The organism is Pseudomonas sp. EMN2, from assembly GCF_009650555.1.
GTDB lineage: Bacteria > Pseudomonadota > Gammaproteobacteria > Pseudomonadales > Pseudomonadaceae > Aquipseudomonas > Aquipseudomonas sichuanensis.
In genome coordinates, this window is record NZ_VZZR01000101.1 from 1 (window position 1) to 24833 (window position 24833).

Annotated in this window: 18 protein-coding genes, 2 pseudogenes and 2 riboswitches; of the genes and pseudogenes, 12 read left to right on the plus strand and 8 right to left on the minus strand. The window is 66.6% G+C overall.

Annotation, left to right across the window (positions count from 1 at the left end; all coding sequences use genetic code 11):
• Nucleotides 1-307: 307 nt before the first annotated feature.
• Nucleotides 308-1024: pseudogene (locus F6X61_RS27705) on the plus strand (PAS domain-containing protein); the annotation flags it as partial.
• A 102-nt stretch (nucleotides 1025-1126) separates the two neighbouring features.
• Nucleotides 1127-1561, plus strand: a pseudogene (locus tag F6X61_RS27710) (methyl-accepting chemotaxis protein); the annotation flags it as partial.
• Here F6X61_RS27710 and F6X61_RS24355 read toward each other — a convergent pair.
• The 7 genes from F6X61_RS24355 to F6X61_RS24385 form a co-directional block, all read right to left on the minus strand.
• Nucleotides 1536-4826, minus strand: coding sequence for a transporter substrate-binding domain-containing protein (locus tag F6X61_RS24355; RefSeq protein ID WP_153788902.1), 3291 nt, complete (start codon nucleotides 4824-4826; stop codon nucleotides 1536-1538). The pseudogene F6X61_RS27710 and the gene F6X61_RS24355 sit on opposite strands and share 26 nt — an antisense overlap.
• A 3-nt stretch (nucleotides 4827-4829) precedes the next feature.
• On the minus strand, nucleotides 4830-5444 hold the full coding sequence (locus tag F6X61_RS24360) for a response regulator transcription factor (RefSeq protein WP_110994472.1): 615 nt from the start codon (nucleotides 5442-5444) through the stop codon (nucleotides 4830-4832).
• A 205-nt stretch (nucleotides 5445-5649) separates the two neighbouring features.
• Nucleotides 5650-5892: a DUF1272 domain-containing protein gene (locus F6X61_RS24365; protein ID WP_110994473.1), complete on the minus strand. Its 243-nt coding sequence runs from the start codon at nucleotides 5890-5892 to the stop codon at nucleotides 5650-5652.
• Between the two features lie 62 nt (nucleotides 5893-5954).
• Nucleotides 5955-6707: a precorrin-4 C(11)-methyltransferase gene (gene cobM, locus F6X61_RS24370; RefSeq protein ID WP_153788903.1), complete on the minus strand. Its 753-nt coding sequence runs from the start codon at nucleotides 6705-6707 to the stop codon at nucleotides 5955-5957.
• A gap of 28 nt (nucleotides 6708-6735) precedes the next feature.
• Nucleotides 6736-7146 carry a cobalamin biosynthesis protein gene (locus F6X61_RS24375; protein WP_153788904.1) on the minus strand — a complete coding sequence of 137 codons (411 nt, stop codon included), beginning with the start codon at nucleotides 7144-7146 and terminating at the stop codon, nucleotides 6736-6738.
• Entirely contained in the window at nucleotides 7146-7841 is a 696-nt protein-coding gene (locus tag F6X61_RS24380; RefSeq protein ID WP_153788905.1) for a CbtA family protein, read from the minus strand. Before F6X61_RS24380 ends, F6X61_RS24375 begins: the two co-directional genes overlap by 1 nt.
• Nucleotides 7842-7851: 10 nt before the next feature.
• Nucleotides 7852-8037, minus strand: a complete 186-nt coding sequence (locus tag F6X61_RS24385; RefSeq protein ID WP_153788906.1) for a CbtB-domain containing protein — start codon at nucleotides 8035-8037, stop codon at nucleotides 7852-7854.
• A gap of 96 nt (nucleotides 8038-8133) precedes the next feature.
• A riboswitch (cobalamin riboswitch) is annotated at nucleotides 8134-8360 on the minus strand.
• 60 nt (nucleotides 8361-8420) lie between these two features.
• Nucleotides 8421-8620, plus strand: a riboswitch (cobalamin riboswitch).
• 100 nt (nucleotides 8621-8720) lie between these two features.
• On the opposite strand from F6X61_RS24385, the gene cobW reads away from it, so the two are divergent.
• Genes cobW through F6X61_RS24405 form a run of 4 tightly spaced genes read left to right on the plus strand, consistent with a single transcriptional unit; the run spans nucleotide 8721 to nucleotide 15228 of the window.
• Complete coding sequence (gene cobW / locus F6X61_RS24390) at nucleotides 8721-9788, plus strand: cobalamin biosynthesis protein CobW (protein WP_153788907.1); 1068 nt, start codon at nucleotides 8721-8723, stop codon at nucleotides 9786-9788.
• Nucleotides 9789-9791: 3 nt separating this feature from the next.
• Complete coding sequence (gene cobN, locus F6X61_RS24395) at nucleotides 9792-13553, plus strand: cobaltochelatase subunit CobN (protein ID WP_153788908.1); 3762 nt, start codon at nucleotides 9792-9794, stop codon at nucleotides 13551-13553.
• A gap of 2 nt (nucleotides 13554-13555) precedes the next feature.
• Nucleotides 13556-14560, plus strand: a complete 1005-nt coding sequence (locus F6X61_RS24400; RefSeq protein WP_153788909.1) for an ATP-binding protein — start codon at nucleotides 13556-13558, stop codon at nucleotides 14558-14560.
• A gap of 53 nt (nucleotides 14561-14613) precedes the next feature.
• Entirely contained in the window at nucleotides 14614-15228 is a 615-nt protein-coding gene (locus F6X61_RS24405; protein ID WP_256671416.1) for a VWA domain-containing protein, read from the plus strand.
• Between the two features lie 106 nt (nucleotides 15229-15334).
• Here the strand turns inward: F6X61_RS24405 and F6X61_RS24410 are convergent, their stop codons facing one another.
• Nucleotides 15335-15601, minus strand: a complete 267-nt coding sequence (locus F6X61_RS24410; protein WP_153788910.1) for a hypothetical protein — start codon at nucleotides 15599-15601, stop codon at nucleotides 15335-15337.
• A 333-nt stretch (nucleotides 15602-15934) separates the two neighbouring features.
• On the opposite strand from F6X61_RS24410, the gene F6X61_RS24415 reads away from it, so the two are divergent.
• The 6 genes from F6X61_RS24415 (at nucleotide 15935) to F6X61_RS24440 (ending at nucleotide 24609) form a co-directional block, all read left to right on the plus strand.
• Complete coding sequence (locus F6X61_RS24415; RefSeq protein ID WP_153788911.1) at nucleotides 15935-17266, plus strand: sigma-54 dependent transcriptional regulator; 1332 nt, start codon at nucleotides 15935-15937, stop codon at nucleotides 17264-17266.
• 95 nt (nucleotides 17267-17361) lie between these two features.
• Nucleotides 17362-18510: an L-threonine dehydrogenase gene (gene yiaY, locus F6X61_RS24420; protein ID WP_153788912.1), complete on the plus strand. Its 1149-nt coding sequence runs from the start codon at nucleotides 17362-17364 to the stop codon at nucleotides 18508-18510.
• A gap of 505 nt (nucleotides 18511-19015) precedes the next feature.
• A complete protein-coding gene (locus F6X61_RS24425) occupies nucleotides 19016-20929 on the plus strand; it encodes a sigma-54-dependent Fis family transcriptional regulator (RefSeq protein WP_153788913.1) in 1914 nt (637 codons plus the stop codon).
• Nucleotides 20930-20932: 3 nt separating this feature from the next.
• Nucleotides 20933-22660, plus strand: a complete 1728-nt coding sequence (locus tag F6X61_RS24430) for an ABC transporter ATP-binding protein (RefSeq protein WP_153788914.1) — start codon at nucleotides 20933-20935, stop codon at nucleotides 22658-22660.
• Nucleotides 22650-23327 carry a S8 family serine peptidase gene (locus tag F6X61_RS24435; RefSeq protein ID WP_153788915.1) on the plus strand — a complete coding sequence of 226 codons (678 nt, stop codon included), beginning with the start codon at nucleotides 22650-22652 and terminating at the stop codon, nucleotides 23325-23327. The genes F6X61_RS24430 and F6X61_RS24435 overlap by 11 nt, the downstream gene beginning before the upstream one ends.
• The gene (locus F6X61_RS24440) at nucleotides 23320-24609 is read left to right on the plus strand and encodes an NAD(P)/FAD-dependent oxidoreductase (RefSeq protein ID WP_153788916.1); all 1290 of its coding nucleotides are present in this window, start codon (nucleotides 23320-23322) and stop codon (nucleotides 24607-24609) included. The genes F6X61_RS24435 and F6X61_RS24440 overlap by 8 nt, the downstream gene beginning before the upstream one ends.
• Nucleotides 24610-24833: the final 224 nt, after the last annotated feature.

Genomic DNA, 24833 nt, shown 5'->3' on the forward strand with positions numbered 1-24833 from the left:
AAAGTAGGCCGCCGTAAGGGCGGAAAGGTGACTATGCGTCGCCATCGCAAATGAATGCGCATACATCTATCAAAACCAACACACTAAGCCCCGACCCCGACCCCGACCCCGACCCCGACCCCGACCACAAACCAGACCAACGGCTCAAATACCTAATCCAAAAGTGATATCAAAGCGCTTGCACGCCGGTAACGCCCATCTATGCTCAGGACATCCCGGGGGGGCAAAGGAGTCCCAGCGCATGTTCGAGTACCACCGCAAGTCCGACCTGGTCGAAATCCAGCGCTGCCGCCAGGCCCTGGCCGCCATGGAAGCGAAGCTCGCCGCCATCAGCCGCTCCATGGCCATGATCGAGTTCGCCCCCGATGGCACCATCCTCGAGGCCAACGACCACTTCTGCACCACGATGGGCTACAGCGCTGACGAGATCCGCGGCAAGCACCACCGAATATTCTGTGACCCCGCCTACGCCAAAAGCGCCGAGTACCAGCAACTGTGGCGTGAGCTGGGGCAGGGCAAGGCCATCAGCGGCACCTTCGAACGGCTGGACAAGGCCGGCCGCGAAGTCTGGCTCGAAGCCAGCTACATGCCGGTGATCGACGACCGCCAACAAGTCACCAGCGTCATCAAGGTGGCATCCGACATCACCCGCCATGTGATCGAAGAGCACGAGAGCGAGAGCCTGCTCAAGGCCATCGGCCGCTCCATGGCGGTGGTCGAATTCACCCCGGCCGGCAGGGTGATCAAGGCCAACCAGAACTTCCTCGACACCATGGGTTATCGCCTGGAGGAAGTGGTGGGCCGCCACCACGGCCTGTTCTGCCTGGCCCACGAACGTGAATCGGCCCAGTACCGCGAGTTCTGGGCTTCGCTGAACCGCGGCGAATACCACTCGCACCGCTTCGAACGGGTCAACAAGCAAGGCCAGACCGTGTACCTGGAGGCCTCTTACAACCCTATCTTCGACAACAAAGGGCGATTGACCAAAGTGGTTAAGTTCGCCAGCGACATCACCAACCAGGTCAGCACCCAACAGACCGCTGCCGATGCTGCCCACGCAAGCTCGGTGCAAACCGACGCCTGCGCGCGCAAGGGTACCCAGGTGGTGCAGCAGACGGTCGAGGTGATCGAGCAGATTTCTGCCGAGCTCAACCAGGCCGCACTCAGCCTCGATGCGGTGAGCAGGCAGTCCGAGCTGATCGGCCAGATTGTCCTGACCATTCGTGGCATTGCCGACCAGACCAACCTGCTGGCACTCAACGCAGCGATCGAAGCCGCCCGGGCTGGCGAGCACGGGCGTGGCTTTGCCGTGGTCGCCGATGAAGTGCGCAGCCTGGCCGCGCGCACCAGCAAGGCAACGCTGGAGATCGTCGAAGTGGTGCGGCAGAACCATGACCTGTCACTGAATGCCGTGGCCAGCATGCAGTCGAGCCTTACCCGCACCGGGCTGGGGGTGGAACTGGCCAATGAAGCGGGCACGGTGATCATGGAAATCCAGCAGGGCTCACGGCACGTGGTGGACGCGATCAGCCAGATCAGTTCGACCCTTCAATTGCATTGATACCCTGGCGCAGCTCTTGCTCCAGGCTCTGCAGGCTGGCCAGCAGACGGGCAAGCAATTGCTCGGTTGGCTGGCCCAGGGCCATGGCCCGCTCAATGGCCTCGCAGTCCTTCACCACGCCCCGCACCTTGAGCATCTTGGCGCCGCCCTTGATGCGGTGCACCGCCATGGCGAGGGCATCAGGGAGCGGTGAGGCTCCTAGCTCGTGCAGCGCTTGCAGGTCTTCTTGAGTGCTCTCGGCCAGCTGTTGCAGCAGGCGCAGGGTCAGTTGCTCGTCATCCTGGGTGAGGTGGCGCAATTGCTCCAGCGCAAATCCGCTTTGGCCAGGCGGCGGTGTGGCAACCATGGCTGCAACCGCCGGCAGCACGCTCGCCGACGCCAGGCCTGCACGCAGGTCTTGCAGGCCAATGGGCTTGAACAGGCACTCGTCCATACCATCGTCCAGGCAGCGTTGACGCTCTTGCGCCTGGGCATTGGCGGTGACGCCGATGATCACGCAGGCAGGCAGGCCCTGGTCACGTTCCAGCGTGCGAATGCTTCGGGTCAGTTCGTGCCCGTCCATGATCGGCATGTTGCAATCGGTGATCAGCACATCGAAAGGGTGTTTTCGCCACAATGCCAACGCGTCCTGGCCCTGTTCGGCGAGCACTACCTTATGGCCCAGCGTGCGCAGCTGCTTGTCGAGCAGCAACAGGTTGGCAGGGTAGTCATCGACCACAAGCACTCTCAATGAGGGGCTCTCGGCAGGGGGCGCAACAGGCGTGGGTAATAGGCCCTCGGACGCAACGGCGATCGGCAGGTCGAGGTGGACATCCACCTGGGTGCCAAGGCCCTCGAGGCTTTGCAGGGTCAGGGTGCCACCCATCAGCTCGCACAGGTCGCGGCAGATCACCAGGCCCAGCCCCGCGCCTTGGCGAGCCCGGCGTCCGTCCATCTGGGTAAAGCTGGTGAACAGTCGCGCCTGGTCAGCGCTGCTGATACCCACGCCGCTATCCTTCACCTGCAACATGACACCCACCGATTGCTCGTCGTGCGCAGCCACCTCCAGTGCAACGTCTATCCGCCCCTCCTCAGTGAATTTGATCGCGTTGCTCAACAGGTTGGACAACACCTGCTTTAGCCGCAGGGGGTCGCCCAGCACCCAGCAGTGCTCCGTGGGCAGCGTGGCACGCAGATGAATGCCCTTGGCACGCGCATTGCCTTCGAATACCCGTTGTGTGGCGCGCACCAGTCCGACCAGTTCCATGGGCACCGGTTGCAGGGTCATGTGCCCGGCTTCGATGCGTGAAATATCGAGAATGTCGCCAATCAGCTCAAGCAGCCCGGTCGCCGAGCCATGGGCGGTTTCCAGCGCCTGGCCATCGATGCGGCCATGACGGCTGTCCTCCAGGGCCAGTTCGAGCAAGCCGATGACCGCGTTCATCGGCGTGCGGATTTCATGGCTCATGACCGCGAGAAACGTGCTTTTGGCTTGGTTGGCCTGTTCAGCGTCCTCTTTCGCCTGGCGCAACTGCTCCAACAGCCCGCGGCTGAGCTGCAGTTGATCCTGCAGTGCATGCTGGGCCTCGGTGCGCTGATGGATGAGTTTGCGCAGGTAGCTGTTCCAGAACACCACGCCCGCCAGCAAAACGCTGGCCGCCACCAGCACCTGGAGTGCCAGGGTCCGGTAGTTGCGCCAGGGACTGTCGCTGACTACCGCACTGGTACGCCAGCGATTGACCAGTTGTTCAAGCTCGTCAGGCGCAATGCTCAATAGCGCCTTGTCGAGGATGGCTTGCAGCTGGGGTTGTGCAGGGTCGACGGCGAAAGCCGCGAGCGCGGGTTCATCACCCAGTTGCGCAGCGATCCGCAGGTCACCCTTGAACACCTGGCTGATGAAGTAGCTGGCGTTGATATAAGGGCTGAGCGCGACATCGGCTTTGCGTTTGAGCACCGCTTCCATCAGTTGCAAGGGATTGTCCACCTCGACTGGGCGCACGCGAGGTGCCTGCTGCAGTAGTCCCTCGAGCAATGGCGAGCCGCGCAACAGCGCCACCCGCTGGTCGTTCAGCGGCTGTGCCGGGTCCAATGGCGGCGAGCCTGTGCGCATCACCAGCACCTGCGCAGTGGCCAGGTACGGGCGGCTGTAACGCAAGCGAGTGGCCAGCTGCGGGTCATAGCCAATGGCGCCGAGCATGTCGACCTTGCCCTGAGTCGCGGCATCGACCATCTCGCCGAACGACTGTGCGCCGACCACGTCGAAACGCAGGCCGGTGCGCAGGCTGATATGTTCCAGCACGTCCATGGTCAGGCCGCGTGGTTGCTGCTGGCTATCGGTGAAAGTCAGCGGTGCGAGGGCAGTATTGATCATTACCTTCACCGTGCGGTGCTGGGTGATCCAGGCGCGCTCTTCGGCGGTAAGGGCGTCCAGCCGGCGATCGAGCAGGATGCTGGTGCTGCCACTGGTCCAGCGGCGCAGGATGTTCAGTCGTTCGCTGTCGGCGATGCGTCCCAAGGCCTGGTCGATCAGGGCGCGCAGACGCTGGTTGTCGCGGTCCAGGGCAAACGCGAAAGTGCCGGCCGGCAGTTTGACGAAGTGATCGACCTTGACTGCGCCCTGGTAGCTTCTGCTGATCACGTAGTCGCTGCTGATGGCGTCGCCCAGGTAAGCATCTGCCTGGCCCAGCGCGACCGCCGCGACCCCGGCCAGGGTAGAGCGGTACAGGGTTATCTGGGCGCTGGGGTAGAGCTGCTGGACGGCTTGCAGGGGCAGGTAGTGATCGACCAGGGCCAGGCGCTGGCCGGCCAGGTCGCTGCCCTCCAGCAGAGCACCGCCCTGTCGGCTGACGAGTACCGGCAGGTCATCGGCATAGGGCAGGCTCAGGGCGAGTTCGGCGTCGTCGGCTTCGAAAGCGTTGGAGGTGCCCAGCAGGTCGATCTCGCCACGGCGCAGGGCAGCAATGGCCTGCGCGCGGGTAGGATAGCGCCGTACCTGGATGGGAATCCCCAGTTGCTCGGCGATCAGGCCGGCGTAATCGGCGCTCAGGCCCTCGTAGTCGTCCTGGCTGGTGTTGATGTCGAAAGGCGGGTAGTCGGGGCGCGAACCACCCAAGGTCAGTACCCGGCGTTCGCGCAGCCATTGGCGGTCGTTTTCGTCCAGGGGCAGTGGCGCTGCGGCGCTCTGGGCACGGGCCAGCAGGTGACGGTCCTCGCTGGTGGTCTGGGACAGTCCCTGAAGCGGCACCAGCAAGGTCAGCACCAGGCACAGCAGTGTGCCCCTGCTCATGCTTCAGCCCGCGTTGTTACGTTTGGCCAGGTCGACCATTTCCACCAGTGATTCGACCTTGAGCTTCTCCATGATCCGGCCGCGGTAAGTACTGATGGTCTTGGCGCTGAGGTGCATCTGCTCGCCGATCAGCTTGTTGCTCTGCCCCGCGCAGAGGCGGCGCAGTACCTCCATTTCACGGTTTGACAGGCTGCCCAGTCGTTCACCCTCGCTTTCCAGGGTGTTGCTGTTGACTGCCATCTGCGGGAAGGTCGAATAGCCTTTGACCAGTGCCTTGAGGGCAAAGACCAGGGCGTCGAGGTCCTCGTCCTTGTTGACGAAGGCCGAGATTCCGGCGTCCATGCACCGGCGTACGTACAGGTCAGCCGGCTGGCCGGTCAGCGCCATGATTCTGGGGGAGGGGTTGAGCAGTTTGAGGCGTTTGATCACTTCCATGCCATCGAGGTCGGGCAGGCCGATATCGAGGATGACCACATCCGCCTTGGTCTGCTCGGCCAGGCGTGCGGCATCCTTGCCTTTACCGGTTTCGCCGACGACGGTGAAGCGCTCCCCCTCGAGCAGCATGCGTACAGCAAGGCGAACAATGTGATGGTCATCGACCAGCAGCACGGATGTCATGTGAAACTCCTGTCGGATTGAGCCCATGTCCTGTCTTCCATCAGGCTCCCGCCTGCGGATCAACTGGGCTGCGCGCACATTACGGTGATTCCGAACCCTTGGTAATAGGCGAGTATAGGCGCGTTGAAAAGACAACAGGGATTTGTAGAAAAGGACTACAAAAGGGGCGTGGGAGCGCCCCAGGAAAGGCATTGAGGCAGGCGGCTCAGCTGCAGGCGGGATGTGCCTTGAGGATGCGCTCGCTGGAGGCGGGGTTGTTCTTCAGGGCCTGGCCCACCCGGGGCGGGCGGCTGAGCAGCGGGCCGCCGCAGTTGGGGCAGCGGCCGTGCAAGTGCTGGTCATTGCAGCTGCGACAGAAGGTGCATTCGAACGAGCAGATCAAAGCGTCCGGGCTGTCGCCCGGCAGGTCGCTGTTGCAGCACTCGCAGTTGGGGCGTAGTTCGAGCATGGGCGTGGCTCCGTAAGGTGGTAGGGCAGTGTGCGCCGTCGCCACCTCTGGCGGCAATCGCTTCAGCTGCCCGGGCGGTACAAGTGGGCATGGCCGGCGCGGTACAGCGCCGATTCGGCGAAGGGTGCATCGCCCAGCACATGGCCGACCAGGATCAGTGCGGTGCGCCGGAAGCCCTTGCCGGCCACGCGCTCGACGATGTCCGCCAGGGTGCCCCTGGCCCAGTCCTGATCGGGCCAGGTAGCGCGATGGACCACGGCGATCGGGCAGTCGGCGCCGTAATGGGGCAGGAGTTCCTCGACGATCCTCGCCAGGTTCTTGATGCCCAGGTGGATGGCCAGGGTGCTGCCATGCCGGGCCAGGTCGGCCAGTTGTTCGCCGGCCGGCATCGGTGAGCTGTCGCCGTAACGGGTCAGGATCACCGTCTGCGACACCTGCGGCAGGGTCAGCTCGCAACCCAGCAGCGCGGCGCTGGCGGCGGTGGCGGTCACGCCGGGGATGATCTGGTAGTCGATGCCCAGTTCGCGCAGGTGGCGGATCTGTTCACCGATGGCGCCGTACAGGCTGGGGTCGCCGCTGTGGACGCGGGCAACGTCCTGGCCGTTGAGGTGGGCCTGGTGCATGGCCTCGACGATCTGCTGCAAGTGCAGTTCGGCACTGTTGATCACGGTTTCGGCACGGTGCCCTTCGAGCACGGCAGCGGGGACCAGGGAGCCGGCATAGATGATCACCGGGCACTGGCGGATCAAACGCTGGCCTTTGACCGTGATCAGTTCCGGATCGCCGGGACCGGCGCCGATGAAGTAGACCGTCATGGGGAGTCCTTGCAGGTAAAAGGGCGGATTATCCGCCGATGGCCAGCGCCAGGGTAGCGCCGCCGAGTCGCTGGCGCGTTACGCGCAGGCCAGGCTGTACCGAATCGCGGGCAGCCAGGGCCAATGCGGTGCTTTCGGCCACACCCCAGCAGCCGGTCTGGGCGAACGCGATGGCCGAGCGCTGGCTGAGCAGCGGCTCGTAGCCGAGCAGTTGCCCGGCATCGAAACAAGTGAACGGCAGCCCGAGCCGCTCGGCCAAAGCCAGCAGGCCAGGTTCGCGGGCCTTTGGCGCGATGCTGGCGATGCCGCGCAGCGCGCTGAGCGGCAGGGCGTGCTCAGCCAGGGTCTGGCGCAGCAGGACCGCCAGGGTCTCCACCGGGCAGCCGCGGCGGCAGCCAAAGCCGGCGTACAGCGCCGGCGGCTTGGCAGATTCCAGCATCAGGCTTGGCTGGATCGACGGTACAGCCAGGCGCTGAGCAGGCCCAGGGCCACCCAGAACGCGGCATTGGTCAGCCAGGAAGCGATCTTGAACTGGGTTTCCAGTGCTTCGGGTGCCAGGCCTTCATGCACCGCTGGCTGTGGCGCGCCGATCACATGGGGGATCACCAGCAGCACTGCGCCAAGCACCTTCAACAGCCAATGCCGGCTGAACACCAGCAATGCCAGGCCAGCGGCGGTGGCGGCGGCGGTGCCGATCCACCAGGTCTGGCGTTGGCCCAGGTCGGCAGCGGCGGTGCCCGGCAGCTCCGGCGGCAGGCCCAGGGTCGGCGCCAGGCAGAACACCGCAAAGCCAGCCAGGCCCCACAGCGCACCGGTGCTGACACGGCCCGGCTCACGCAGGCTGTACAGCGCGACGAGGATCAGCGCAAAGCCGACGGCGACCACCAGGTTGCCACCGGTGGTGGACAGCACGCGCTGCCAGCCGTCTTCCGGCGCCCAGGCTTCGGCGCTGTGCTCATGCTCGTGGGGGGCGGCAGCTTCGCCATGTTCATGGTGCTCGGCTGCCGGGGCGGCGCTTTCATAGGTCTCCGCCTGAAGAATCAGCGGGGCGACCCAGAAGCTTTGCAGCAGCGTCAGCAGCAGGGCGGCGAGCAGCCCACTGAAGCCCGCGGTGCGGGCAATACGGGTAATCATGCGGGGCTACTCAGTGGCAGGGGAAGGCGGCGCTGTGGCGGGTGTCGTGGGCAGCGTTGTGCACCGCCTCGATGTGCGAGAAGCCGGCGAAGTAGACCAGGCACAGGCCCAGCAGGCTGGCGCCGATGGCGACGACCATGCGTTGGCTGAGTGTGGCGGGGGTGGCGATGCTGTGTTTTGCGCTGGTAATCGGCATGACGCGTTCCTCTGCTGCTTTTATTGGGGCAACGGACAGGCGCGGCGCTCCCGGGCAGGACAGCCCAGGGAATACGACAGCGCCCGCCCACCGCGGGGTGTTGATGTGGTGTCAGGCCGGTCTCCGGGCTGGCGAGGTGGAGCGGGGCTCCATCTGTTGGCGTCACCTTCCCATGCCTGTTGAGCCGGCACAGTGGTCAAGACGCTTCACTCGCTTACCGTTGCGGGGGCAGCACCGGCCTTGTCCGTTGTCTATTAAAGACGCTGGACGCACCGGTTTCCCGTTTCACCCCCAGTGGGGGCACCTGAACGCAGTGCGCTAGCAAATCATGGGGCGTGGCTTGCGTCAATCGCCCCGGCGGTTGACCGGTGTCGGGCGGATGCGTAGCCTTGCCGCTTCGAGGTTCTTCGGCCCAGGCCGAAGCTAAGACGGGAACGCGGTCCAAGCCGCGGCTGCCCCCGCAACTGTAAGCACTCAAAAGGATCGGCACAGCCACTGCGCAAGCGCGGGAAGGCGCCATCCCACCGGCGCCGCTGCCGGAACAGTGCAAGCCAGGAGACCTGCCTCGCAACGTTTTCGACTATCAACCGGGCGGGGTGATCCGGTGGCGAACGCGCCCGGCCGGCAACGCCCGAGGCTGTCGTCCCGCATGCCCGCGCCATTGCTGCCAAGGGCATCGCGACATGAAAACACTGGCCAAGCTCCCCGTCACCATCGTCACCGGCTTCCTCGGCTCGGGCAAGACCACCTTGCTGCGCCACATGCTCGACAACGCCCAGGGCCGCCGCATCGCGGTGATCGTCAACGAGTTCGGCGAGCTGGGCATCGACGGCGAAATCCTCAAGCAGTGCAGCATTGGTTGCACTGAAGAAGAAGCCAACGGCCGCGTCTACGAGCTGGCCAACGGCTGCCTGTGCTGCACCGTGCAGGAAGAGTTCTTCCCGGTGATGCGCGAACTGGTGGCGCGCCGCGGCGACCTCGACCACATCCTCATCGAAACCAGCGGCCTGGCCCTGCCCAAGCCTTTGGTGCAAGCCTTCCAATGGCCGGAAATCCGCAACGCCTGCACCGTCGATGCGGTCATCACCGTGGTCGACAGCCCGGCCGTGGCCGCCGGCACCTTCGCCGCCTACCCGGACCAGGTCGACGCCCAGCGCAAGCTCGACCCCAACCTGGACCACGAGTCGCCGCTGCATGAACTGTTCGCCGACCAGCTGGCCAGCGCTGACCTGGTGGTGCTGAACAAGGCCGACCTGATCGACGCCGAAGGCCTGGCCAAGGTGCGTGCCGAAGTCGCCGAAGAACTGCCGCCGGCGGTGAAAGTGATCGAAGCCAGCAGTGGCCGCCTGCCGCTGGAAGTGCTGCTGGGCGTGGGTGCCGAATCCGAGGCGCACATCGATGGCCGTCGCACCCACCACGATTCGCACCACGACGGCGATGACCATGACGATCACGACCATGACGCCTTCGACTCGATCTCCATCGACCTGCCAGAGGCCGACGAAAGCCTGTTGCTCGATGCCCTGACGCAACTGGTCACCGAGTTCGGCATCCTGCGCGCCAAAGGCTTCGCCGCGATCCCCGGCAAGCCGATGCGCCTGCTGATCCAGGGCGTGGGCACGCGCTTCGACAAGCACTTCGACCGCGCCTGGCGCAGTGACGAGCCGCGCATCACCCGCCTGGTGCTGATCGGCCAGGACCTCGATGCCGTGCACCTGGAAGCGCGCCTGCGCCAGGCCCTGGGCGCCTGACCCATGCACCTGCTGCGGACCCAGCCCGGCGGCTTCGTGCCGGACGACAGCATTGCCGACCTCGGCCAGACCCCCGCCGAGCTGGTGATCCTCTGCAGCGGCGATTCGCACCTGGCGCTGCTCGCCGAAACCGCCGAGCAGTTGCCGGACGACTTCCCCAGCGTGCGCCTGGCCAACCCCATGCAGGTGCAGAACCACGCCTCGGTCGACTTGTATGTGGACGAAGTGCTGCGCCACGCCAAGGTTATCCTGGTGTCGCTGCACGGTGGCGTCGGTTACTGGCGCTACGGCGTCGAGCAGTTGGTGGAACTCAGCCAGCGCGGCGTGCAGCTGATCCTGGTGCCCGGCGATGATCGCCCCGACCCGGAGCTGACCGACCTGGGCACGGTGCGCGGCGAGCAGGCCGAACGCCTCTGGCACTACCTGCGCCAGGGTGGCAAGGCCAACGCGGTCAACCTGTTCAACTGCCTGGCCAGCCAGTGGTTGGGGCGTGACTACGCCTGGGCTGAACCGCAGCCGTTGCCGCGTACTGCGGTTTACCACCCGGCCAAGGCCAGCGCCGAGCTGCAGGACTGGTACGCCGACTGGCACCCCGAGCAACCGGTGGCGCCGCTGTTGTTCTATCGCTCGCACCTGCAGGCGGCCAACACTGCCTTCATCGACGTGTTTTGCCAGCGCCTGCAAGCCTGTGGCCTGAACCCGCTGCCGATTGCCGTGGCCAGCCTCAAGGAGCGCGCCTGCCTCGACCAGGTCGAGGCCTGGCTCGATGAGGTGCAGGCCGAAGTGGTGATCAACACCACCGGCTTTGCCTTGTCCAGCCCCGAACAGCCCAACCTGCGCCCGTTGCGCCGCGATGTACCGGTGCTGCAGGCGATCTGCGCCCAGGACAACCAACCGGCCTGGGAGCAGAGCGAACAAGGCCTGGGCGCTCGCGACCTGGCCATGCACATCGCCTTGCCGGAGCTGGACGGGCGCATCATCACCCGCCCCGTGAGCTTCAAGGACCTGGCCTGGCGCAGCGAGCGCAGCCAGTCCGATGTGGTCTGCTACCGGGCGCATCCCGAGCGCATGGACTTCGTCGCCGAGCTGGCGCGGCGCTGGGTCGAGCTGGCGCGCCTGGGCAACCAGGACAAACGCGTGGCGCTGGTGCTGGCCAACTACCCGACCCGTGACGGGCGCATCGGCAATGGCGTCGGCCTGGACACCCCCGGCGCCGCACTCAACATCCTCAAGGCCCTGCAGGCGCAGGACTACCCGGTGGCCGGCCTGCCCGGCAGCGGCACCGAACTCATCCACCAGCTGCTCGGCGGGGTGACCAACGACCTCGACCACCTCGACCAGCGCCCCTGCGCCCAGAGCCTGAGCCTGGCCGATTACCACAGCGCCTTCGCCGCATTGCCCGAGGCCAACCAGCGCGCCGTGCTGGAACGCTGGGGCCCGCCCGAACAGGACCCGATGTACCGCAGCGGCCGGCTGATGGTGGCCGGCCTGCGCTACGGCCTGACCTTCGTCGGCATCCAGCCGGCGCGCGGCTACCAGGTCGACCACAGCGCGGTGTACCACGACCCCGACCTGGTGCCGCCCCACGGCTACCTGGCGTTCCACTTCTGGCTGCGCAACGGCTATGCCGCCGATGCAGTGATCCACGTCGGCAAGCACGGCAACCTGGAGTGGCTGCCGGGCAAGGGCGTCGGGCTGTCCAATGCCTGCTGGCCAGACGCCTTGCTCGGCCCGCTGCCGAACATCTACCCGTTCATCGTCAACGACCCGGGCGAGGGCGCCCAGGCCAAACGGCGCACCCAGGCGGTGATCATCGACCACCTGATGCCGCCGCTGACCCGTGCCGAGACCTACGGCCCGTTGCGCCAGCTGGAGCAGTTGGCCGACGAATACTACGAAGCGCAGCTGCTCGACCCGCGCCGTGCCCAGGAGCTGCAGCGCGACATCCTCGCACTGCTCAAGGCCAACCACATCGACCGCGACCTGCAGCTCGAAGGCCAGCTGGACGACGCGGCGGTCTGGCTGCCGCGGCTGGACACCTACCTGTGCGACCTCAAGGAATCGCAGATCCGCGATGGCCTGCACGTGTTCGGCCAGTCGCCCCAAGGCCGGCTGCGCAGCGACACGCTGCTGGCGCTGTTGCGGGTGGAGCGCGGCGACGGCAAGGGCGGCAATGCCAGCCTGATCCGCGCCCTGGCCCGGGCGCTGGGGCTGGGTTTCGACCCTCTCGATTGCGACCTCGGCCAGGCCTGGCAAGGGCCGCGCCCGGCGCTGCTGCAGCAGCTGGACGCGGCGCTGTGGCGCACGGCCGGGGATACCCGTGAACGGCTCGAACTGCTGGCGTTGACCTTGATCGAACAAGCGCTGGCAGGCGACTGCCCACTTGAAGGGCAAGCTGACTGGCAACCGGTACGCGAGGTGCTGCAAGCGCTGGTCGAGCAGGTTGCGCCCAACCTGGACGCCTGCGGCGCTGCCGAAATCGACGGCCTGCTGGCGGCCCTGGCCGGGCGTTTCGTTCCCGCCGGGCCCAGCGGCGCACCGAGCCGTGGCCGCCTGGACGTGCTGCCCACCGGGCGCAACTTCTATACCGTCGATGTGCGCAACCTGCCAACCACCACTGCGTGGCGGCTGGGCTTCGCCTCGGCCAACCTGATTCTCGAGCGCCACCTGCAGGACCACGGCGACCACCTGCGCCAGTTGGGCCTGTCGGTGTGGGGCACGGCCACCATGCGCACCGGCGGCGACGACATTGCCCAGGCCATGGCGCTGATGGGCGTGCGCCCGGTGTGGGCAACCGGCAGCCAGCGCGTCGACGACTTCGAGATCTTGCCGCTGAGCCTGCTCGACCGCCCACGCGTCGATGTCACGCTGCGGGTCTCGGGCTTCTTCCGCGATGCCTTCGGCAACCTGATCCGCCTGTTCGATGCGGCGGTGCAGGCGGTGGCCGCGCTGGACGAGCCGGATGACCTCAACCCGCTGGCCGCCCGCGTGCGTGCCGAGCGTCAGGCGCTGCTCGCTGACGGCCTGGATGAAGAGCAGGCAGCGCGCCAGGCCGGCTGGCGCGTATTCGGCGCCAAGCCCGGCGCCTATGGCGCAGGGGTGCAGAACGCCATCGACGGGCGCCTGTGGCACAGCCGCGACGACCTGGCCGAGGTCTACCTCAATCACGGCGGCTACGCTTACGGCGCCAGCGATGAAGGCACCCCGGCCCGCGCCCGTTTCGCCCAGCGCCTGAGCCAGGTGCAGGCGGTGCTGCAGAACCAGGACAACCACGAACACGACCTGCTCGATTCCAACGACTACTACCAGTTCCAGGGCGGCATGCTGGCCGCCGCCGAGACCCTGGCTGGCACCACCCGGGCCAGCTACCACGGTGACCACAGCCAGGCCGACCGGCCGCGTATCCGTACCTTGAAGGAAGAGCTCAACCGGGTGATCCGCGCCCGCGCGCTCAACCCCAAGTGGATCGACGGCGCCAAACGCCATGGCTATAAAGGTGCCTTCGAGCTGGCGGCGACGGTCGACAACCTGTTTGCCTTCGACGCCACCACCGGGCTGATCGACGACCATCATTACCAAGGCCTGGCCGACGCCTACGTGCTCGATCCGGCGACCCGTGATTTCATGCGCGAGCACAACCCCGAAGCCCTGCGCGACCTCACCGAGCGCCTGCTGGAAGCCCAGCAGCGCGGCCTGTGGCAGGATCCGGGCGACTACCGCGAGAGCCTCGAGCAACAGTTGCTCGAAGGCGAGGAAGACTGCTGAACATGAACGAACCCGTGCAATTCCCCCTGGCCGCCGTGGTGGGCGCCGACGACCTGAAGCTGGCCCTGTGCCTGACCGCCATCGACCCGAAGATCGGCGGTGTACTGATCGAAGGCCCACGCGGCATGGCCAAGAGCACCCTGGCTCGTGGCCTGGCCGACCTGCTGGGCGATGGACCGTTCGTCACCTTGCCGCTCGGCGCCACCGAGGAGCGACTGGTCGGTACCCTCGACCTGGACGCCGCGCTGGGCCAGGGCCAGGCGCGTTTCGCCCCGGGTGTGCTGGCTCACGCCGACGGCGGCGTGCTGTATGTGGACGAGGTCAACCTGCTGCCCGATCCGTTAGTGGACCTGCTGCTGGATGTGGCCGCCAGCGGCACCAACCGCATCGAGCGCGATGGCATTTCCCATCGCCACGCCGCGCGCTTCGTGCTGATCGGCACCATGAACCCGGAGGAGGGCGAGCTGCGCCCGCAATTGCTCGACCGCTTTGGCCTGAACGTCGCCCTCGACGGCTTGCCGGCACCCGAGGCGCGCCAGCAGATCATTCGCCGGCGCCTGGCGTTCGACAGCGACCCCGAAGCGTTCTGCGCCCAGTGGGCCAGTGCCCAGACGGAGTTGCGCGAGCGCTGCCGGGCCGCGCGCGAGCGCCTGGCCGCGATCGCCCTGGACGACCAGGCGCTGGCCTGGATCACCGAACGCTGTTACGCCGCCGGGGTCGATGGCCTGCGCGCTGATCTTGTGTGGCTGCGCGCCGCCCGCGCCCATGCGGCCTGGCGTGGCCACATGGCCATCGAAGAGCAGGATGTGGATGCCGTCGCCGAATTTGCCCTGCGTCACCGTCGTCGGCAGGCATCTGAGCAGCCTCAGGCCACCCCGCCCGCTGCCGGCGAGCAGTCGCAGGCACCGGGCCAGGCCCAGGGGCAGGGCGACTGGGGCGCCTTGCCGCCGCAGCCGGTGGCCAGTGGTGCCCGGCGCGAGGTGCCGAACTGGGCAAAAAAGCCCTGAGCATCCGCCGCCGCGACGCCCAGGCGGCAGATGCCAGACCCCGCGTCGGCCAGTTGAACGGTGCTTCCCGTGGCCGCGCCCGTGCGGCCGAAGATGGCCGCATCGCCTGGCTGCCAACCCTGCTCAAAGGCCGCCCCCGCCAGCGCCGTGACCTGTGCTGGCAGCAGCGTCAGGCCCAGGCGCCGGAACTGTGGCTGGTGATCGTCGATGCTTCGGCCTCCACCCGTCGCCACCAGGCCCTGGCTCAGGCCAAGGGCCTGCTGGCCGGGGTGTTCGACAAGGCCTACCGGCAGCGTGCGCGGTTGGCGCTGCTGACCGCCAGTGGCAGCAAACCGCAGTGGCAACGCCACGGGCTCAAGGCTTCGGCGGCGCTCCAGCCCTGGCTGCAGCAGCTGGGCGCTGGCGGTGGCACACCGCTGTTTGCGGCCCTTGAAGAGGCAAGGCACTGGTTGCTGGCGCGGGGCAAACGGCTGCCCAACGAGGTGCAGCGCTGCCTGTTGCTGACCGATGGTCGCCTGCAGGGGTGGCAGGCAGCGCAACCGCTACCGTGCAGTACATTGCTGGTGGATATGGAACTGGCTGCGGTACGTGTGGGCCGCGCACGGCAACTTGCCGAACAACTTCATGCCGATTATCGGCATATCGAGCAGTTCGATACCGTCAATTGAATGGATTAACTGCGACGGGATGTCGCATGAACGAAAGTTGTAGCGAGGGGAACTTTAAAGTTTTACCTGTGCGTGCAGGGCACGCACAGGAATCGCCGTGGTGTGCTTATTCAGGCATCGACCAGGGTTGCAGGTCATAGCCTTTCTGGGACAGTTCGGCACGCACTTCCTCGATCAGGCTGGCCCATTGCAGAGGGTCCGAATAAACCCGCGAAGAGACTTGCTTGGCGCCGATGCGGGCGCTGGTCCGGTCGATCACTGCCAGGCTTAGTTCGCCGGTACCGTTGGGTGCATCCCAGGCGACGCACTGGAAGGGTTCGAAGGCGTGGTCGGCAATCAGCAGTGCTTCGTTGACACGGAGCGGGGCGTTCATGGGTTCGGTCTCTCTATGGTCCCAAACAGCGAAAAGTGTTTCCGCGGTGTTATTCCGGTACAGGTTACAGCGCGGTGTTAATCGTACTGATGCTCCAGATCAGGGGATGAGTCACACAATCGAAGAATTTTTTTATCTGCACGCATTGCAAGGTATTTCTGCGTGCCGTCTGTGACGTCAATAAAATACGAAAATTCCCGGGCGGCTCAAACACGGGCGAATCGGGCTGACCAACGGTAGTGGGGGCTGTCAAGTTCATTGCTACTGTTACTTTTGGCGTCGCAACTTACTGTTTATAGATAAAAAACCCTATTCCGGCGCCAAGGAATGGTCATGCTCGAGCCTGCCGCCCAACGTCGCTTGCTGATCGTCGATCCCTGCGACGATTGTCATCGATTGTTGCCGGGCCTGCGCGGCGTCGGCTGGGATGTGCGCAGCTGCAGCCTGGACGTTGCCCTGGAGCACCCCTGCGATGTCGGCCTGCTGCGCCTGCAGGCCTCGCACCTGCGTCACCCCGACGCGGTCAAGGACATGATCAAGCGCAGCAATACCGAATGGATTGCCGTGCTCAGCGCCGAAGAGCTGCGCATGCAGAATGTCGGCGATTTCGTCTGCGAATGGTTCTTCGACTTCCACACCTTGCCGTTCGACGTGTCGCGGGTGCAGGTCACCCTCGGCCGCGCCTTCGGCATGGCGCGCCTGCGTGGCCGTGGCGCGGTGCGCGACGGTGAGGCCGAGCCCGAGCACGAACTGCTGGGGGAGAGCCGGCCAATCCGCGAACTGCGCAAACTGCTTGGCAAGCTTGCACCCACCGAATCGCCGGTGCTGATCCGTGGCGAGAGCGGTACCGGCAAGGAACTGGTGGCGCGCACCCTGCACCGCCTGTCGCAGCGCCATGACCAGCCGTTCGTCGCCATCAACTGCGGCGCGATTCCCGAACACCTGATCCAGTCCGAGCTGTTCGGCCACGAGAAGGGCGCATTCACCGGGGCCCACCAGCGCAAGGTGGGGCGCATCGAAGCGGCCAATGGCGGCACCCTGTTCCTCGACGAGATCGGCGACCTGCCGCTGGAGCTGCAGGCCAACCTGCTGCGCTTTCTGCAGGAACGGCACATCGAGCGGGTCGGCAGCACGCAGCCGATCGCCGTGGATGTGCGGGTGCTGGCGGCGACCCACGTCGACCTGGAAAAGGCCATCGCCCTCGGCCGCTTCCGTGAAGACCTGTATTACCGGCTCAACGTGCTGCAGGTGGTGACCGCGCCGCTGCGCGACCGGCATGGCGACCTGTCGATGCTGGCCAGCCATTTCGCCCGTTTCTACAGCCTGGAGACCGGCCGCCGGCCGCGTTCCTTCAGCGACGGCGCGCTGGCGGCCATGGGCCGCCACGACTGGCCAGGCAACGTGCGTGAACTGGCCAACCGCGTGCGCCGTGGCCTGGTGCTGGCCGAAGGGCGGCAGATCGAAGCCCCGGACCTGGGCCTGCACGACCAGGTCGAGCAGGAAGCGCTGTTGGGCACGCTGGAGGACTACAAGCACCGCGCCGAACGCCAGGCCCTGTGCGACGTGCTCAACCGGCACAGTGACAACCTCAGCATCGCGGCCAAGGTGTTGGGGATCTCCCGGCCGACCTTCTATCGGCTGCTGCACAAGCATCAGATCCGCTGAAGCTCGTTCGCGCACCCTAGTTGCCCTGGATCAACACCCGGCCACTGCTTCAGGTGGATGCTCAAGCTCTAACGAAAGCTTGAGAGGACTCGGCCATGAGCAGCACCTTCTTCATCCCTGCCGTGAACATCATGGGCATCGACTGCCTGGACGAAGCCATGGCCGCCATCGCCGGCTACGGCCTGCGCAAGGCGCTGATCGTGACCGACCAGGGCCTGGCCCGCGCCGGCGTTGCCGAACGCATCGCCGGGCTGCTGGCCATGCGCGATATCGACGCGGTGGTGTTCGACGGCGCCAAGCCCAACCCGAGCATCGCCAACGTCGAGGCCGGCCTGGCCGTGCTGCAGCGCGAGCGTTGCGACTGCGTGGTCTCGCTTGGCGGTGGTTCGCCCCATGACTGCGCCAAGGGCATTGCGCTGTGCGCCACCAACGGCGGGCATATCAGCGACTACGAAGGGGTGGACCGCTCGAGCAAGCCGCAACTGCCGCTGATCGCCATCAACACCACCGCCGGCACCGCCAGCGAAATGACCCGTTTCTGCATCATCACCGACGAGGCGCGCCACGTGAAAATGGCCATCGTCGACCGCAACGTCACGCCCATTCTGTCGGTCAATGACCCGGCGCTGATGGTCGGCATGCCCAAGTCGCTGACCGCCGCCACCGGCATGGACGCGCTGACCCACGCCATCGAAGCCTATGTGTCGACTGCCGCCACGCCGATCACCGACGCCTGCGCGCTCAAGGCCATCAGCCTGATCAGCGACAACCTGCGCCAGGCGGTGGCCGACGGCAGCGACCTGCAAGCCCGGGAGAACATGGCTTACGCCCAGTTCCTTGCCGGCATGGCCTTCAACAATGCGTCCCTGGGCTACGTGCATGCCATGGCGCACCAGTTGGGCGGGTACTACGACTTGCCTCATGGGGTGTGCAACGCCGTGCTGTTGCCCCATGTGCAGCGTTTCAATGCCAAGACCAGCGCTGCGCGTTTGCGTGACGTGGCCAAGGCCATGGGTGTGAAGGTGTGTGGGTTGGAGGCGGAGCAGGGGGCTGGAGCGGCGATTTCTGCCATTGAGCACCTGGCGGCGGTGATCGGCATTCCGGCCGGGCTCGCGGAGCTGGGGGCGAAGGTCGAGGATGTGCCGGTGCTGGCGGCCAATGCGCTGAAGGATGCTTGCGGGCTGACTAATCCGCGGGTGGCCAGCCAGGCGGAGATCGAGGCGATCTTCAAGGCGGCGTTTTAGGGGCTTGGGGATTGAGTAGAGGCTGATAGGTGCCTGCCGATGTTTTTGCAGCGCCCATGAGATCGAGCGCCGCCCGTGCGGCGCTTCGCGGGTGAACCCGCTCCCACAGTTTGTTTCGGGCCAATTATGCCTGTGAGGGTACCGCTGCCCGCCTTGGTGCATGTCTCAAGTCGGGTGAAGCCCACCTCAAAACTGCGTCGTACCAACAAAGCGGACCAGTTTATGGCACAGGAGAGACTGGCCCGAAATGAACTGTGGGAGCGGGTTCACCCGCGAAGCGCCGCGCGGGCGGCGCTCGATCTGATAGGCGCTGCAATTCTATCGCCCTGCACCTGGTGGCCCACATGCGATCCCACCTGCAATCCCCCTTGAAAACGCCACAACCTCGCCACCCCAAGCCCCTTTTTGCCTGCTCCCCTGATGACGGCCGAAGAATTCTGACGCACACTGCCGAAAATTCCGATGCCCGATGCCCCGCCTTGCCGGGGCACAGCTGGAGCACGCAATGGCGCGACAATCACTCACAACAAACGCCCATGACCCGCTGCAACAATCCCGCCTGGTCCGCCTGAAACTGGCCAACGAGGGCGAACTGCCCTCGGGGATGCTGCGTGACGAAATCGACGCCTCCTGGCGGCGCAGCCTGAGCCATGGCCTGGACTGCCTGCAGGGCGAGCAGGTAGGCCTGGGCATTCGCCATGGCCTCGACCTGCGCGCGCTGCTCGAGCACAACCGGCTGCTGATCGACGCGGTCACCCCCGAGCTGGACTACCTGGTACGCCGCCAGGGCCAGAGCGGCATCGTCATTCTCGGCGACGCCCAGGCCAACGTGCTGGCCATCGAAGGACAGAAGCATGCGCTGGAACGCGAGGGCCTGCGCGACCTGCACCCCGGCAGCTGCTGGAGCGAGGCGCTGCGCGGGACCAACGCCATCGGCACGGCCGTGGTCGAAGGCCAGCCCACCCTGATCAACTGCGGCGAACACTACCTCGACCGCCTCAGCCCGTTTTCCTGTACCTCGGTACCGCTGCGCGACCCCCGTGGCGAAGTGATCGGCGTGCTCGACGTGACTCGCGAAGGGGTCATGGCCCAGCCTCAGGACAGCCTCACCGCGCTGATGCTTGCCGCCGGCAACATCGAGAGCCGTCTGTTCGGCCTGTGCCACCCCGAGCACCTTGTGCTGGCGTTTCACAGCCGCCCGCAATACCTGGCCAGCGCCTGGCAGGGGCTGCTGGCCCTGAGCCTGGACGGCGAAGTGCTGGCCGCCAACGACAATGCCTGCCAATTGCTCCAGCTGAGCCGGCAAGCGCTGCTTGGCAGGCGCTGCAGCGACTTGCTCGGCGAGCGTTCGCCAGCTTTCATCTCCCGCCTGTGGCAAGGCGGCGTCAGCAGCGTGCAAACCGCCAAGGGCGATTTCTTCTTCCGCGCCGTGCAGCTGCCGCGCCACGCCAAGCTCAACGGCGCCACGGCGAACGCCAGGCCAGCAGAACCGGCCAGGGCCCAGGCCCTGGAAACGCTGGCCGGCGGTGATGCGCGCCTGGCCCGTGGCCTGCGCATGGCCCGCCAGGGCCTGGCCAATGGCTTGCCGGTGCTGTTGCTGGGCGAAACCGGTACCGGCAAGGAAGTCATCGCCCGGGCGCTGCACCAGGCCAGCCCGCGTGGCGACAAAGCCTTCATCGCGGTCAACTGCGCGGCGATCCCCGAGGGGCTGATCGAGTCGGAGCTGTTCGGCTACCGCGAAGGCGCCTTCACAGGTTCGCGCCGTGGCGGCATGGTCGGGCGACTGATGCAGGCCCACGGCGGCACGCTGTTCCTCGACGAGATCGGCGATATGCCGCTGGCCCTGCAGGCACGCCTGCTGCGCGTGCTGCAAGAGCGCCGGGTGGCGCCGTTGGGCGCGGGTGACGAGCAGGAGATCGACGTGGCCTTGATCTGCGCCACCCACCGCGACCTCAAGCGCCTGGTCAGCGAGCAGCATTTTCGCGAAGACCTGTACTACCGGGTCAATGGCGTGTCCCTGCGCCTGCCGGCGCTGCGCGAGCGCGACGACCTGGCCAGCATCATCGAAACCCTGCTGGGCAAGTTCGGCGCCCGTGGCGTGAGCCTCGACCCGGCGCTGGCCGGCCTGCTCGAAGGCTTCGACTGGCCGGGCAACATCCGCCAGCTGGAGATGGTGCTGCGCACCGCCCTGGCCATGCGCGAGGACGGCGAGCAGGTGCTGACCCTCGACCACCTCACCGACTGCCTGCTCGACGAGCTGGCCAGCGGCACGGCGCCCTCCGGCAGCCTGCGCGACAACGAAATGGAGCTGATCCGCGGCGCCCTGGCCCGCCACCAGGGCAATGTCTCGGCGGCGGCCGAGGCGCTGGGCATCAGCCGCGCCACCCTGTACCGCAAACTCAAACAGTTGCGCGGCTGAACCATGGGCGGACTGTTCTCACGCTTGATCGAATCGAGTGACCCGCTGCTGATGCGCCAGGCCCTGGCCTGGCTGTACGGCTTCGTGCGCCCGCAGCGGCGCGCCATCGGCGTATTGCTGGGGTTGTCGCTGGGCGCTTCGTTGCTGGCCCTGGCGCAACCCTGGCTGGTCAAGACCCTGATCGACGAGGGCCTGCTGGCCAAGGATTACCAGACCCTCTGGCACATGGCTGCAATCATGATCGGCGTCGGCCTGCTCGGCACCGTGCTGGCGGGGGTGAACCGCTACCTGCACACGCGGCTGTCCGGGCGCATCCTGTTCGCCCTGCGCGATGACCTGTACCGGCACCTGCAGCAGCTGTCGCCGACCTTCTACGGGCGGCGGCGCACCGGCGATATCCTTTCGCGGCTGGACGGCGACGTTGCCGAGATCCAGCGCTTTGCCGTGGATTCGCTGTTCTCGGCGGTGTCGGCGGTAATTGGCTTGGTCGGCGCGCTGGCTCTGATGTTGCTGCTGTCCTGGCAACTGTCGCTGCTGCTGGCGCTGCTCATCCCACTGGAAGTGCTGTGGCTGCGCTGGATGCGGCGCAAGGTCGAGCGCGAGGTGCGCAGCCTGCGCGAGCGCTCGGCGGACGTGTCGTCGTTCCTGGTCGAGACCCTGCCGGCGATGAAGTTCATCCAGGCCGCCGGCCAACAGCGCCGCGAGGCCGAGCGCCTGGAAGGCCTGGGGCAGGGCTACATGAGCCAGCTGCTCAAGGTACAGCTGACCGAATTCTTCACTCAGGCGGTGCCCGGTACCCTGACTTCGTGGTGCCGCGCCTGTGCCTTCCTGGTCGGCGGCTGGTGGGTGATCCAAGGCACCTGGCAGCTCGGCGCACTGATCGCGTTTTCCACCTACCTGGGCATGGCGGTCGGGCCCGTGCAGAGCCTGCTGGGGCTGTACGTGGCGGTGCAGCGCATGGCCGTGAGCCTGGGGCGGGTGATGGAACTCAAGCGCGAGCTTGTTGCGGTCCAGCCCGCCGAAGCGCCGCTGCCCATCGCCGACGGGCCCGGCGAATTGCGCCTGGAGGCGGTGCACTTTGCCCACGATGAGCGCCAGGGCGGGGTGCTGCGCGGCGTCGATGCCAGCCTGCCTGGCGGGCTCAAGGTCGCTATCAGCGGCGCCTCCGGCGTCGGCAAATCGACCCTGATCGACCTGCTGCAGCGCTTCTACGACCCCGATGCCGGGCGCATCCTGCTCGATGGCATCGACCTGCGCCAACTCGATTTGCAGGCCTTGCGCCGGCGTATCGCGGTGGTCAGCCAGGACATTGTGCTGTTCCGTGGCACCCTGGCGCAGAACCTCGCCTACAGCACGCCCGAAGCGACCCGTGAACAGCTGGAAGCAGTGGTGCGGCTGACCCGCCTGGACGGTTTGGTCGGCAGCCTGCCGCTGGGCCTGGACGGGATGCTCGGCGAGCGTGGCCAGCAGTTGTCCGGCGGCCAGAAGCAACGTATCGCCATCGCCCGGGCGCTGCTGCAGCAACCGGCGATCCTGGTGCTCGACGAGGCCACCTCGGCAGTGGACGAGGCCACCGAGCGCGAAGTGATCGCCGCCATCGACCAGTTGTTTGCCGGGCGCACGCGCATTCTGATCAGCCACCGCGCCTCGACCTTGGCCGATGCCGATGTGCACCTGCACTTGAGCGACGGCCTGTTGCGCATCAAGGAGCCGGCCGGGCATGACCAGTGAACTGCGCGTTGGCCTGATCGACAGCGGCTGCTCGCTCGGGCAGGCCGCCATGCTGCTCGATGCCCGGCGCTTCTGGCTGGCGGACGGCGTGTTGCAGGAAGGCGAGGCACTGCCCGATGCCCTTGGCCATGGCAGCGCCGTGCTCGAGCGTATTCGCGCTGAGGCAGGTGCCATGCCGCTGCTGCTGGCCCAGGTGTTCGACCGCCAGTGGAGCACCAGCGCCCTGCAAGTGGCTGCCGCGCTGCTGTGGCTGGTGGAGCAGGGCGCTGCTGTGATCAACCTGAGCCTGGGCCTGCACCAGGACCGCCCGGTGCTGCGCCAGGCCTGCGCCGAAGCCCAGGCCGCCGGGGTGCTGCTGTGTGCCGCAAGCCCGGCGCGGGGCGAACCGGTATATCCGGCAAGTTACCCGGGGGTGATCCGGGTAACGGGTGATGCCCGCTGCGCGCCGGGTGAGTGGTCATGGCTGGGCACCGCCCAGGCCGACTTCGGCGCCCATGTCGGCACGACCGGCGGGGCGGGCGCCAGCCTGGCCTGTGGCGCGTTCAGCGGTCGGGTTGCTGCCGTCTTGCGCAACCGGCCCGAGCTGGAGCACATGGCGTTGGTTCACTGGCTCAAGCACCACGCGGCTTACACGGGCCCGGAGCGTAAGGGGCAGGCTGATGGCTGACGCGCGCATTGTCGTACTCGGTGCGGGCCCTGCCGGCGCCGCCACGGCCCTGGGGCTGCGCCGCCTGGGGTACGCCGTGACCGTGGTCAGCGACTGGCGCCGCTTCGCCGCCATCGAAGGGGTTTCCCAGCGCGTGCTCGACGGGTTGCAGCATGCCGGGCTAGGCGCCGCACTGGCGCAGGCCACCACCCCCGCCGAGCGGCAGGTGCACTGGAATGGCGAACAGCTGCGCCTGAACCAGGAGTGCTTGCTCGACCGTCAGCGATTCGACCGGGCGTTGCGTGACGACCTGCGTCGGGCCGGGGTCGAGCTGCTCGAAGGCCGGGTGCGCGAGGTGCTGCGCGATGGCGGCCACCGGGTGCGCCTGGACGATGGCCAGGTGGTGCAGGGCGACTTTCTGGTCGAGGCCCGTGGCCGCCAGGCGCCGTTGGCCGAAGGGCGCCTGCGCGGGCCGGAGACAGTCAGCCTGCTGAACCTCTGGCAGGGTAAACCGGGGCCAGCGGCCTCGGCCGTGGAGAGCCTGGACGATGGCTGGGCGTGGATGGCGCGGCTGGCCGATGGCCGTTGCTACTGGCAAGTGACGCTGGATGCCGCTGCCACCAGCCTGCCGGGCAAGGCGCAGCTGGCGGAGTATTGCGCTGAACGCCGGCGTGGTTCGGCGCAGGTACTGGCGCTGTTCGATGAACAGGCCTTCGCCCCCGCGCAGGTGCATGCCCGCAGCAGCACGGCGATCCTGGCCGGCGCCTGCGCAGGCGATGACTGGCTGCGGGTGGGGGATGCGGCGATGGCGGTAGACCCGCTGTCGGGTAATGGGATTTTCCAGTCGTTGTCGTCGGCGTTGCAGGCGCCGGTGGTGATCAATACGTTGTTGCAACGGCCTGAGAGCGCTGCTCTGGCGCAACGTTTTCATCAGGACCGTATCGAGCAGCTGTTCCTGCGCTTTGCCCGTATTGGCCGGGATTTCTATGCCCAGGAGCAGGCGCGGGCGACCGGCGCGTTCTGGGCTGCGCGCCGCACGTGGCCGGATGCGCAGCCGATCCATGCCCAGGCCGCCTGGAGCGCGGTGACGGTGGAGCGTCGCCCGGTGTTGCGTGATGATTTCGTGGAGGAGGCCGAGGTGGTGGTGACGGCAGACCAGCCGTTGGGGGTGTGGCACCTGCAAGGGGTTGAGCTGGCGCCTGTGGTGCGTGGCCTGCGCGCTGGGCTCGAGCTGGAGCAGGTGCTGGCCGGGGAGTCGCAGGCCATGGTGCGGCGGTGGCTGGGCGAGCAAGGTTATCGCTGAAAACCAGGGGCCGCTTTGCGCCCCATCGCCGGCAAGCCGGCTCCCACCCCGATTGCATAGGCCTGGGTCATGCGCTGACCCTGTGGGAGCTGCGGTACAAGACCGTTGCTCCCAGAATCGCGCATGGCTTGGGTCGACGCGGTCATTGGACTGCCCCCAAAAAGTTGGACAGATTAGCTGGCGGCCTGGGCCCTGTACTCGACAGGGCTCAGGCCGTTCAGTTT

Coding starts and splice junctions, on each gene's coding strand:
- F6X61_RS24355 (WP_153788902.1), bottom strand. CDS start 4,826: ATGAGCAGGGGCACACTGCTGTGCCTGGTGCTGACCTTGCTGGTGCCG.
- F6X61_RS24380 (WP_153788905.1), bottom strand. CDS start 7,841: ATGATTACCCGTATTGCCCGCACCGCGGGCTTCAGTGGGCTGCTCGCC.
- F6X61_RS24360 (WP_110994472.1), bottom strand. CDS start 5,444: ATGACATCCGTGCTGCTGGTCGATGACCATCACATTGTTCGCCTTGCT.
- cobM (WP_153788903.1), bottom strand. CDS start 6,707: ATGACGGTCTACTTCATCGGCGCCGGTCCCGGCGATCCGGAACTGATC.
- F6X61_RS24415 (WP_153788911.1), top strand. CDS start 15,935: ATGCTCGAGCCTGCCGCCCAACGTCGCTTGCTGATCGTCGATCCCTGC.
- F6X61_RS24410 (WP_153788910.1), bottom strand. CDS start 15,601: ATGAACGCCCCGCTCCGTGTCAACGAAGCACTGCTGATTGCCGACCAC.
- F6X61_RS24430 (WP_153788914.1), top strand. CDS start 20,933: ATGGGCGGACTGTTCTCACGCTTGATCGAATCGAGTGACCCGCTGCTG.
- F6X61_RS24425 (WP_153788913.1), top strand. CDS start 19,016: ATGGCGCGACAATCACTCACAACAAACGCCCATGACCCGCTGCAACAA.
- F6X61_RS24365 (WP_110994473.1), bottom strand. CDS start 5,892: ATGCTCGAACTACGCCCCAACTGCGAGTGCTGCAACAGCGACCTGCCG.
- F6X61_RS24400 (WP_153788909.1), top strand. CDS start 13,556: ATGAACGAACCCGTGCAATTCCCCCTGGCCGCCGTGGTGGGCGCCGAC.
- F6X61_RS24375 (WP_153788904.1), bottom strand. CDS start 7,146: ATGCTGGAATCTGCCAAGCCGCCGGCGCTGTACGCCGGCTTTGGCTGC.
- F6X61_RS24385 (WP_153788906.1), bottom strand. CDS start 8,037: ATGCCGATTACCAGCGCAAAACACAGCATCGCCACCCCCGCCACACTC.
- cobN (WP_153788908.1), top strand. CDS start 9,792: ATGCACCTGCTGCGGACCCAGCCCGGCGGCTTCGTGCCGGACGACAGC.
- cobW (WP_153788907.1), top strand. CDS start 8,721: ATGAAAACACTGGCCAAGCTCCCCGTCACCATCGTCACCGGCTTCCTC.
- F6X61_RS24435 (WP_153788915.1), top strand. CDS start 22,650: ATGACCAGTGAACTGCGCGTTGGCCTGATCGACAGCGGCTGCTCGCTC.
- F6X61_RS24440 (WP_153788916.1), top strand. CDS start 23,320: ATGGCTGACGCGCGCATTGTCGTACTCGGTGCGGGCCCTGCCGGCGCC.
- yiaY (WP_153788912.1), top strand. CDS start 17,362: ATGAGCAGCACCTTCTTCATCCCTGCCGTGAACATCATGGGCATCGAC.